The sequence below is a fragment of the Pseudomonas sp. GLN_2 genome, assembly GCF_043106005.1.
GTDB lineage: Bacteria > Pseudomonadota > Gammaproteobacteria > Pseudomonadales > Pseudomonadaceae > Aquipseudomonas > Aquipseudomonas alloputida.
Window position 1 is genome coordinate 71,187 of record NZ_JBICMC010000030.1, and the last position, 9,826, is coordinate 81,012.

8 protein-coding genes are annotated in these 9,826 nt (G+C 64.0%); all 8 read left to right on the plus strand.

The features are described 5' to 3' along the window. The first annotated feature begins 4 nt into the window (after positions 1 to 4). A complete protein-coding gene (locus tag ACF8Q6_RS08665) occupies positions 5 to 511 on the plus strand; it encodes a chemotaxis protein CheW (RefSeq protein ID WP_014754308.1) in 507 nt (168 codons plus the stop codon). Continuing rightward, a complete protein-coding gene (locus tag ACF8Q6_RS08670; protein WP_392492719.1) occupies positions 508 to 1,782 on the plus strand; it encodes a CheR family methyltransferase in 1,275 nt (424 codons plus the stop codon). The genes ACF8Q6_RS08665 and ACF8Q6_RS08670 overlap by 4 nt, the downstream gene beginning before the upstream one ends. Beyond that, positions 1,779 to 2,444, plus strand: a complete 666-nt coding sequence (locus ACF8Q6_RS08675; RefSeq protein WP_392492718.1) for a chemotaxis protein CheW — start codon at positions 1,779 to 1,781, stop codon at positions 2,442 to 2,444. The genes ACF8Q6_RS08670 and ACF8Q6_RS08675 overlap by 4 nt, the downstream gene beginning before the upstream one ends. Further along, positions 2,441 to 4,738: a hybrid sensor histidine kinase/response regulator gene (locus tag ACF8Q6_RS08680; protein ID WP_392492716.1), complete on the plus strand. Its 2,298-nt coding sequence runs from the start codon at positions 2,441 to 2,443 to the stop codon at positions 4,736 to 4,738. The genes ACF8Q6_RS08675 and ACF8Q6_RS08680 overlap by 4 nt, the downstream gene beginning before the upstream one ends. Beyond that, the gene (gene wspF, locus ACF8Q6_RS08685) at positions 4,735 to 5,748 is read left to right on the plus strand and encodes a Wsp signal transduction system protein-glutamate methylesterase WspF (protein WP_010952586.1); all 1,014 of its coding nucleotides are present in this window, start codon (positions 4,735 to 4,737) and stop codon (positions 5,746 to 5,748) included. The genes ACF8Q6_RS08680 and wspF overlap by 4 nt, the downstream gene beginning before the upstream one ends. Positions 5,749 to 5,799: 51 nt before the next feature. Further along, on the plus strand, positions 5,800 to 6,804 hold the full coding sequence (wspR, locus tag ACF8Q6_RS08690) for a Wsp signal transduction system regulator diguanylate cyclase WspR (protein WP_392492715.1): 1,005 nt from the start codon (positions 5,800 to 5,802) through the stop codon (positions 6,802 to 6,804). A gap of 254 nt (positions 6,805 to 7,058) precedes the next feature. After that, positions 7,059 to 8,154 (plus strand): peptide chain release factor 2 gene (gene prfB, locus ACF8Q6_RS08695; RefSeq protein ID WP_103340239.1). Its coding sequence is split into 2 segments (ribosomal slippage): positions 7,059 to 7,130 and positions 7,132 to 8,154, totalling 1,095 coding nucleotides; the frame shifts between segments, so codons are not numbered across the junction. Between the two features lie 93 nt (positions 8,155 to 8,247). After that, positions 8,248 to 9,750: a lysine--tRNA ligase gene (lysS, locus tag ACF8Q6_RS08700; RefSeq protein WP_010952588.1), complete on the plus strand. Its 1,503-nt coding sequence runs from the start codon at positions 8,248 to 8,250 to the stop codon at positions 9,748 to 9,750. The last annotated feature ends 76 nt before the right edge of the window (positions 9,751 to 9,826 follow it).

Genomic DNA, 9,826 nt, shown 5'->3' on the forward strand with positions numbered 1-9,826 from the left:
CGCGATGAACGACTTGCAACTGCGCACCGCGCGGGCGGCGAACACCGAGGGGGCGTTGTACCTGCAGTTTCGCATCAGAACGCAGCGTTTTGCCCTGAGCGTGCACGAGGTGATCGAAGTGTTGCCGCGTCAGCCGCTCAAGCCGATCGCCCAGGCACCTGCCTGGGTCGCGGGCATCCTCGCCCATCGTGGCCAGTTGGTTCCGGTCATCGACCTTGCCGCCTTGAGCTTTGGCCAGCCGGCGGTGCAACGCACCAGCACCCGCCTGGTACTGGTGCACTACCGAGGCGGCCTGCAGCTTGGCCTGATCCTGGAGCAGGCCACCGAAACCCTGCGTTGCCAACCGGACGAGTTCCAGCCCTATGGGGTGGACACCGGTGAAGCGCCTTATCTGGGCCCGGTGCGCCAGGATGCCCAGGGGCTGCTGCAGCGCATCGAAGTCAATGACCTGCTGCCCGACACCGTGCACGCATTGCTGTACACGCAAGACCCGACAGGGATGCCAACATGAACGAACAGCGTTTCTTCCGCTTCTTGCGTGAGCGTATTGGCCTGGACGTGGAGTCGGTGGGCGCGCCCATGGTCGAACGCGCGCTGCGCCAACGTTGCGTGGCTGCGGGCGCGATGGACCTGGACGATTACTGGCTGCGCCTGCAGCAGTCGGCAGATGAGCAACAGGCGCTGATCGAAGCGGTGATTGTCCCGGAAACCTGGTTTTTCCGTTACCCCGAATCCTTCACTGCGCTGGCCAGCCTGGCCCATAAACGCCTGGCTAAACTGGCTGGCGCGCGCCCGCTGCGATTACTCAGCCTGCCGTGTTCTACTGGCGAGGAACCCTATTCGCTGGCCATGGCCTTGTTTGACGCCGGTATGGCGCCTGGGGCATTCCTTGTCGATGGAATGGACATCAGCCCAAGTTCAGTAGCCAAGGCCGTGCAGGCGGTGTATGGGCGCAATGCGTTCCGGGGTAGCGAACTGGGTTTTCGCGAGCGCTACTTCGATGCTCTGGACGAAGGCCACCGCCTGCATGAGCGGGTACGCCAGCAAGTCAGCCTGCGGGTGGGCAATGTACTTGACCCGGCGCTGGCCAGCCGCGACGGCCTGTATGACTTCGTGTTCTGTCGCAATCTGTTGATCTATTTCGACGTACCGACCCAACAGCGTGTGTTCGAAGTGCTCAAGCGCTTGCTGCATCCGCAGGGTGTGCTGTTCATCGGCCCGGCCGAAGGCAGCTTGTTGGCACGCATGGGCATGCGTCCATTGGGGATCGCCCAGTCGTTTGCGTATGTGCGTCATGACGGCGACAGCGCCCCCTTGGCAGCGGCACCCGCCCAACCCGCCAAGCGTGCGTTCACGACGTTGCCCGCACCGGTTTATCCGCAGCCCAGTGTGCCGTTGCCGCGTCCGCTGCGTGTGCTGCCCGTGGCGGCCAGGCCAGCGCCAGCCCGCGAGCACAGGCGCGAGGGGGCCAGCGAATTGCTGGCCGACATTGCCCGGCTGGCCAATGCCGGTGCCAGCGAGCAGGCCCGTAGGGAATGCCAGCGCTACCTGAGCCAGTACCCGCCGTCGGCACAGGTGTACTACTGGCTGGGTTTGCTCAGTGATACCGAAGGCGATGCGCAGCAGGCGCTGAGCCACTATCGCAAGGCCCTGTATCTTGAACCACAGCACCCCGAGGCACTGGTGCACCTGGCCGCCTTGCTGGCGGCCCAGGGTGACCTGGCCGGCGCTCGGCGCCTTCAGGCGCGCGCGGCGCGGGCTGGCCGGGAGTCTGAACGATGATCAGTGAATCCGCGATGCAATTGCTCGCCGAGGATGACGCGCACATCGACGACTGCTGGAACCGCATTGGCGTGCGCGGCGACAAGCAGTGCCCGCTGCTGGAGCGGCATGTTCATTGCCGCAATTGCGAGGTGTATGCCGCTGCGGCCACGCGTTTGCTCGACCGCTATGCGCTGGTGCAGGAGCACCCGGCTGAAGCGGTGCAGCCGGACGCAGAAAACAACGGTCGCTCGATGCTGCTGTTCCGTCTGGGCGAAGAGTGGCTGGCGCTGGCGACCGCCTGCCTGGCCGAAATCGCCCCGCTGCAGGCGGTGCATTCATTGCCGCACCAGCGCTCGCGGCTGCTGCACGGGGTTGCCAATGTACGCGGTGCGTTGGTGCCGTGCCTGTCACTGGCTGATTTGCTGGGCGTGCAGGCCGGCTCCACCGAGCAACGCAGCGCACGGGCGATGCCCCGTATGCTGATTCTGGCCGCCGAAGGTGGGCCGGTGGTGATGGCTGTCGAGGAAATTGACGGTATTCACCGGCTCGACCCGCAGTTGCTGGGCAGTGGCCGGGACGCCACACGCTTCACCGCCGCAGTCTTGCAGTGGCGCGGCCGCAGCGTGCGGGTTCTGGACGATCAACATTTACTGTCTGCCGTGCAGCGGAGCCTGTCATGACCCCAGAGCAAATGCGCGATGCATCGTTGCTCGAACTGTTCAGCCTGGAGGCCGAGGCGCAGACCCAAGTGCTCAGTGCCGGCCTGATGGCACTGGAGCGCAACCCCACCCAGGCCGACCAGCTCGAGGCTTGCATGCGCGCTGCCCACTCGCTCAAGGGGGCAGCGCGCATTGTCGGGGTGGATGCTGGCGTCAGTGTCGCCCACGTGATGGAAGACTGCCTGGTGGCGGCCCAGGAAGGCCGACTACGGCTGACCGCCGAGCATATTGACGCGCTGTTGCAAGGTACCGACCTGTTGATGCGTATTGCCACACCCGGCGATGCCGGTGCGCAGGCGACCTTGCCGGTGTTTCTTGCACAAATGGCCAGCCTGCTCGACCCGGGCGCCTCTGCCATGCCTGTCGTGCCGCTGGCTGCATCCGTGCCGCCGGAGCCGCCGCTGGCAACCCTGCCGCCTGCACCTAGGGTAATGCCAGCCGAAGCGCCGGAACCAGAGCCCGAACCCGCCCTGCGGCGCAAGGCTGGCAAGCGCGCTGGCGAAGGTGCCGAGCGGGTACTGCGTGTCACCGCCGACCGCCTCAATAGCCTGCTTGACCTGTCCAGCAAGTCGTTGGTGGAAACCCAGCGGCTCAAGCCCTATCTGGCTACCCTGCAGCGCCTCAAGCGCATGCATGGCCAAGGTATGCAGGCGCTTGACGGCTTGCGCATGCAGCTCGAAGACACGGGGCAGGGCAACGAGGTGCTCGAAGCCTTGGCCCAGACCCAGCGCCTGCTGGCAGAAACCCAGCAGATTCTGCAGCAGCAGGCGGCCGACCTGGATGAGTTCGGCTGGCAGGCCAGTCAGCGTGCGCAGTTGTTGTATGACACCGCCCTGGCCTGCCGGATGCGGCCGTTTGCCGACGTGCTGACCGGGCAAAGCCGCATGGTCCGCGACCTGGGCCGTTCGCTGGGCAAGCCGGTGCGGCTGGTGGTGGAAGGGGAGAAGACCCAGGTTGACCGCGATGTGCTGGAAAAGCTCGAAGCACCGCTGACCCACCTGTTGCGCAATGCCGTCGACCACGGCATCGAGTTGCCCGAGCGGCGCTTGCTGGCGGGCAAGCCGGACGAGGGGGTGATCCGCCTGCGGGCTTCGCACCAGGCGGGCATGCTCAGCCTGGAACTGATCGACGATGGCGCCGGTATCGACCTGGAGCGCCTGCGCAGCAGCATCGTCGAGCGCGCCCTGTCGCCCGCTGACACGTTGACGCGGATGAGTGAGGCGGAGCTGCTGACGTTCCTGTTCCTGCCCGGTTTCAGCCTGCGTGACAAGGTTACCGAAGTGTCCGGGCGCGGTGTGGGGCTGGATGCGGTGCAGCACTTGATCCGCGAGCTGCGCGGCTCGATCGAATTGACCCAGGTGGCAGGGCAGGGCTGTCGCTTCCATCTTCAGGTACCGCTGACCCTGTCGGTCGTTCGCAGCCTGGTGGTCGAGGTGGGCGGGGAGGCTTACGCCTTCCCGCTGGCGCATATCGAACGCACGCTGGAAGTGACCGCCGAGCAGATCGTGCAGATCGAAGGGCGCCAGCACTTCTGGCACGAAGGCCGGCATATTGGCCTGGTGGCGGCCAGCCAGTTGCTCAATCGCCCGGCGGGGCAAAGCGACGAAGCCAGCTTGCGGGTAGTGGTGATTCGTGAGCGCGAGCAGCTGTATGGCGTGGCCGTGGAGCGGCTGGTGGGGGAGCGGGTGCTGGTCGTGATGCCGCTCGACCCACGCCTGGGGAAGGTGCAGGACATTTCCTCCGGCGCCTTGCTCGATGATGGCTCGGTGGTCCTGATTGTCGATGTCGAAGACTTGCTACGCTCGGTGGAAAAACTGCTCAGCACCGGCAGCCTGGAACGCATCGAACGCGGCAGTAGCGGAGCCCGTGGCGCTGTCCGCAAACGCATCCTGGTGGTCGATGACTCGCTGACCGTGCGCGAACTGCAGCGCAAGCTGCTGGGCAACCGTGGCTACGACGTGGCAGTGGCGGTGGATGGCATGGACGGCTGGAACGCCCTGCGCAGCGAGGACTTCGACCTGTTGATCACCGACATCGACATGCCACGCATGGACGGTATCGAGCTGGTAACCCTGGTGCGTCGCGACCAGCGTCTGCAGTCATTGCCGGTGATGGTGGTGTCCTATAAAGACCGTGAGGAAGACCGACGGCGTGGCCTGGACGCCGGCGCCGACTACTATTTGGCAAAAGCCAGTTTCCACGACGATGCGTTGCTGGATGCTGTGGTGGAACTGATCGGAGGTGCTCAGGGATGAAGATCGCCATCGTCAATGACATGCCCCTGGCTGTCGAGGCGTTGCGCCGGGCGGTCGCCCTGGAGCCCGCACACCAGGTCGTGTGGGTGGCCAGTAACGGTGCCGAGGCGGTGCAGCGCTGCACCGAGCAGTTACCGGACCTGATCCTCATGGACCTGATCATGCCAGTGATGGACGGTGTCGAGGCGACCCGGCGGATCATGGCCGAAACCCCGTGCGCCATTGTCATCGTCACGGTCGACCGCAAGCAGAACGTGCACCGAGTGTTCGAGGCCATGGGCCATGGCGCGCTCGATGTGGTCGACACCCCTGCGTTGGGCGCTGGCGATGCCCGCGAAGCGGCGGCGCCCTTACTGCGCAAGATCCTCAATATTGGCTGGCTGGTCGGCCAGCAGCGGGCACCTGCCGCAAGGTCGGTGGCTGCGCCGCTGCGCGAGGCTTCCCAGCGCCGCGGGTTGGTGGCAATCGGGTCTTCGGCGGGCGGGCCGGCAGCACTCGAAGTGCTGCTCAAGGGTTTGCCGGCAGCGTTTCCGGCGGCCATCGTGCTGGTCCAGCACGTGGACCAGGTGTTTGCCGCAGGCATGGCCGAATGGCTCAGCAGCGCAGCAGGCCTGCCGGTGCGTCTGGCCCGTGAAGGCGAACCGCCGCAGCCAGGGCAGGTACTCCTGGCCGGTACCAACCACCACATTCGCCTGCTACAGAATGGCCAACTGGCCTACACTGCCGAACCTGTGAATGAAATCTACCGGCCCTCGATCGATGTGTTCTTCGAGAGCGTGGCACGTTACTGGAATGGTGATGCAGTGGGCGTGCTGCTCACCGGCATGGGCCGCGACGGTGCCCAGGGCCTGAAGCTGATGCGTCAGCAGGGCTTTCTGACCATTGCCCAGGACCAGGCCAGCAGCGCGGTGTACGGCATGCCCAAGGCTGCTGCGGCTATTGATGCCGCCGTGGAAATTCGCCCGCTGGAACGCATTGCCGGGCGCTTGACTGAATTTTTCGCAAAATGACGAAATGTATTGAATCACGCCGCCAGGCCGGTAGTGATCGGGTGAACAATGATGAATGATTTACCGATCGAAGGTTTCGCGACCACCAACGAGAACTCGGCGATGGTGCTGCTGGTCGATGACCAGGCCATGATCGGCGAAGCGGTGCGGCGTGGCTTGGCCGATGAAGACAACATCGACTTCCACTTCTGTGCCGACCCGCACCAGGCGGTGGCCCAGGCCATGCGCATCAAGCCCACGGTCATTCTTCAAGACCTGATCATGCCTGGCCTGGACGGCTTGACCCTGGTGCGCGAATACCGCAACAACCCGGTGACCCAGGACATCCCGATCATCGTCCTGTCGACCAAGGAAGACCCGCTGGTCAAGAGTGCAGCATTTGCCGCCGGGGCCAACGATTACCTGGTCAAGCTGCCTGATACCATCGAACTGGTGGCCCGCATCCGCTACCACTCGCGTTCCTACCTGACCCTGCTGCAGCGCGACGAGGCCTACCGTGCCCTGCGCGTCAGCCAGCAGCAGTTGCTTGATTCCAACCTGATGCTGCAGCGGCTGATGAACTCCGATGGCCTGACCGGGCTGTCCAACCGTCGCCACTTCGACGAGTACCTGGAGCTGGAGTGGCGCCGGGCCATGCGTGAACAGCAGCAGTTGTCGTTGCTGATGATCGATGTCGATTATTTCAAGGCCTACAACGACAGCTTTGGCCACTTGGCCGGCGACGAGGCCCTGCGCCAGGTGGCCGAAGCCATTCGTAGCTCGTGCTCGCGGCCGACCGACCTGCCGGCGCGCTATGGCGGCGAAGAGTTTGCCCTGGTGCTGCCCAACACCTCGCCAGGCGGGGCGCGGCTGGTGGCCGAAAAACTGCGCCAGACCGTGCTGGGCCTTGGCATCCCGCATACTGCGCCGACGGCTGATGGGTTCTTGTCCGTGAGCATTGGCCTGGCCACCCAGACCCCGGCCATCGGCAGCCACTGCCGGCAGCTGATTTCGGCGGCCGATAAAGGTCTTTACCTGGCCAAGAACGGTGGGCGTAACCAAGTCGGCATCGCCTGAGCTCCTGGAGACGGCGCGGCCTGTGTGGGAGCGGCCTTGTGTCGCGAAAGGGGCGCGCTGCGGCCCCAGGTTTTCAGCCTCGCATCACAAATTGCCGGGGCCACTGTGTGGCCCTTTCGCGACACAAGGCCGCTCACACATGAGGCCGCGCAGGTTGCCCTATCTACATGCGACTGCCCGGCGGGTCTGCCGCCATGCTGCGGACTCGGTTATACTCGCGGGCTTTTCACCGAATTCGCGCGAGTAGCCAGCCCATGGAAATCCAACCGATCCTGAACACCATCAAGGACCTCACCGAGCGTTCCCAGTCAATTCGGGGGTATCTTTGACTACGATCACAAGCATGACCGCCTGATCGAAGTCAACCGCGAGCTGGAAGACCCCAACGTCTGGAACAAGCCCGAGTACGCCCAGGCACTGGGCCGCGAGCGTGCCATGCTGGCCCAGGTCGTCGAGACCCTGGACAAGCTGTCCGGCGGCCTGGCCGACTGCAAGGACCTGCTCGACATGGCCGTCGAGGAAAATGACGAGAACGCCGTTAGCGACGTCGTGACCGAGCTGGAAGGCCTGGAAGAGAACCTGGCGCAGCTTGAGTTCCGTCGCATGTTCAGCGGCGAGATGGACATGAACAACGCCTACCTGGACATCCAGGCCGGCTCCGGCGGTACCGAAGCGCAGGACTGGGCCAACATCCTGCTGCGTATGTACCTGCGCTGGGCCGACAAGCGCGGTTTCGACGCCACCATCATCGAGCTTTCCGAAGGCGAGGTCGCCGGTATCAAGGGCGCCACCGTGCACATCAAGGGCGAGTACGCCTTCGGCTGGCTGCGTACCGAGATCGGCGTGCACCGCCTTGTGCGCAAAAGCCCGTTCGACTCTGGCGCCCGTCGTCACACGTCGTTCTCGGCGGTGTTCGTGTCGCCTGAGATCGACGACAAGGTCGAGATCGACATCAACCCGTCCGACCTGCGTATCGACACCTACCGCTCCTCGGGTGCCGGTGGTCAGCACGTGAACACCACCGACTCTGCGGTGCGTATCACCCACGTGCCTACCAACACCGTGGTGGCCTGCCAGAACGAACGCTCCCAGCACGCCAACAAAGACACCGCCATGAAAATGCTGCGGGCCAAGTTGTACGAGCTGGAAATGCAGAAGCGCAACGCCGCCTCGCAGGCGCTGGAAGACAGCAAGTCGGACATCGGCTGGGGCCACCAGATCCGCTCCTACGTGCTGGATGACTCGCGCATCAAGGACCTGCGTACCGGCGTCGAACGCAGCGACTGCCAGAAGGTCCTCGATGGCGACCTTGACCAGTACCTGGAAGCGAGCCTCAAGCAGGGCCTGTAAGCCGCACACCCATGCCGCGCTACCTGGCCAGCCGCCGGTAGCGCGTGCCCTGCCCGGAACGGGCAACGAATACCTGATGGAAAGAATGACGACATGAGCGACCTGAAGACCGAATCGCAAGACCTGCAACAGGAAGAAAACGCCCTGATCGCCCTGCGCAAGGAAAAACTTGCCGCCGAGCGTGCCAAGGGCAATGCCTTCCCCAACGACTTCCGTCGCGACAGCTACTGCAACGACCTGCAGAAGCAATACGCGGACAAGACCAAGGAAGAGCTGGAAGCAGCCGCGATCCCGGTCAAGGTAGCCGGCCGCATCATGCTCAACCGTGGCTCGTTCATGGTGATCCAGGACATGACTGGCCGTATTCAGGTCTACGTCAACCGCAAGACCCTGCCGGAAGAAACCCTGGCTGCGGTCAAGACCTGGGACCTGGGCGACATCATCAGCGCCGAAGGCACCCTGGCCCGTTCCGGCAAGGGCGACCTGTACGTCGAAATGACCAACGTGCGCCTGCTGACCAAGTCGCTGCGCCCGCTGCCCGACAAGCACCACGGCCTGACCGACACCGAGCAGCGCTACCGCCAGCGCTACGTCGACCTGATGGTCAACGAAGAAACCCGCCACACCTTCCGTGTGCGTTCGCAGGTGATCTCGCACATCCGCAAGTTCCTCATCGAGCGTGACTTCCTTGAAGTCGAAACGCCGATGCTGCAGACCATCCCGGGCGGCGCCGCTGCCAAGCCGTTCGAAACCCACCACAACGCCCTGGACATGGCCATGTTCCTGCGTATCGCGCCGGAGCTGTACCTCAAGCGCCTGGTCGTGGGTGGCTTCGAGAAAGTGTTCGAGATCAACCGTAACTTCCGCAACGAAGGCGTTTCGACTCGTCACAACCCTGAATTCACCATGCTCGAGTTCTACCAGGCCTACGCCGACTACCGCGACAACATGGACCTTACCGAGGAACTGTTCCGCGAGCTGGCGCAACTGGTACTGGGCTCTACCGACGTACCGTACGGCGACAAGGTATTCCACTTCGGCGAGCCGTTCGTACGCCTGTCGGTGTTCGACTCGATCCTCAAGTACAACCCGGAGCTGACCGCTGCCGACCTGCAGGACGTCGACCGCGCCCGTGAGATTGCCAGGAAGGCCGGTGCCAAGGTGCTGGGCCACGAAGGCCTGGGCAAGCTGCAGGTCATGATTTTCGAAGAGCTGGTCGAGCACAAACTGGAGCAGCCGCACTTCATCACCGAGTACCCGTTCGAAGTGTCGCCGCTGGCCCGTCGCAACGATGACAACCCGGCAGTTACCGACCGTTTCGAGCTTTTCATCGGTGGCCGCGAAATCGCCAACGCCTACTCCGAGCTCAACGATGCCGAAGACCAGGCCGAGCGCTTCCTGGCCCAGGTGGCCGAAAAGGACGCGGGTGACGATGAAGCCATGCACTATGACGCCGACTTCGTTCGTGCGCTGGAGTACGGCATGCCGCCGACCGCCGGTGAAGGTATCGGCATCGACCGCCTGGTGATGCTGCTGACCAACTCGCCGTCGATCCGCGACGTCATCCTGTTCCCGCACATGCGTCCGCAGGCCTGAGTGAGCTGAACGAGCCGCCTTTCGAGGCGGCTTTTTCTTGCCTGAAGCTTTATGTTGTCAGTACCGGCCTCTTCGC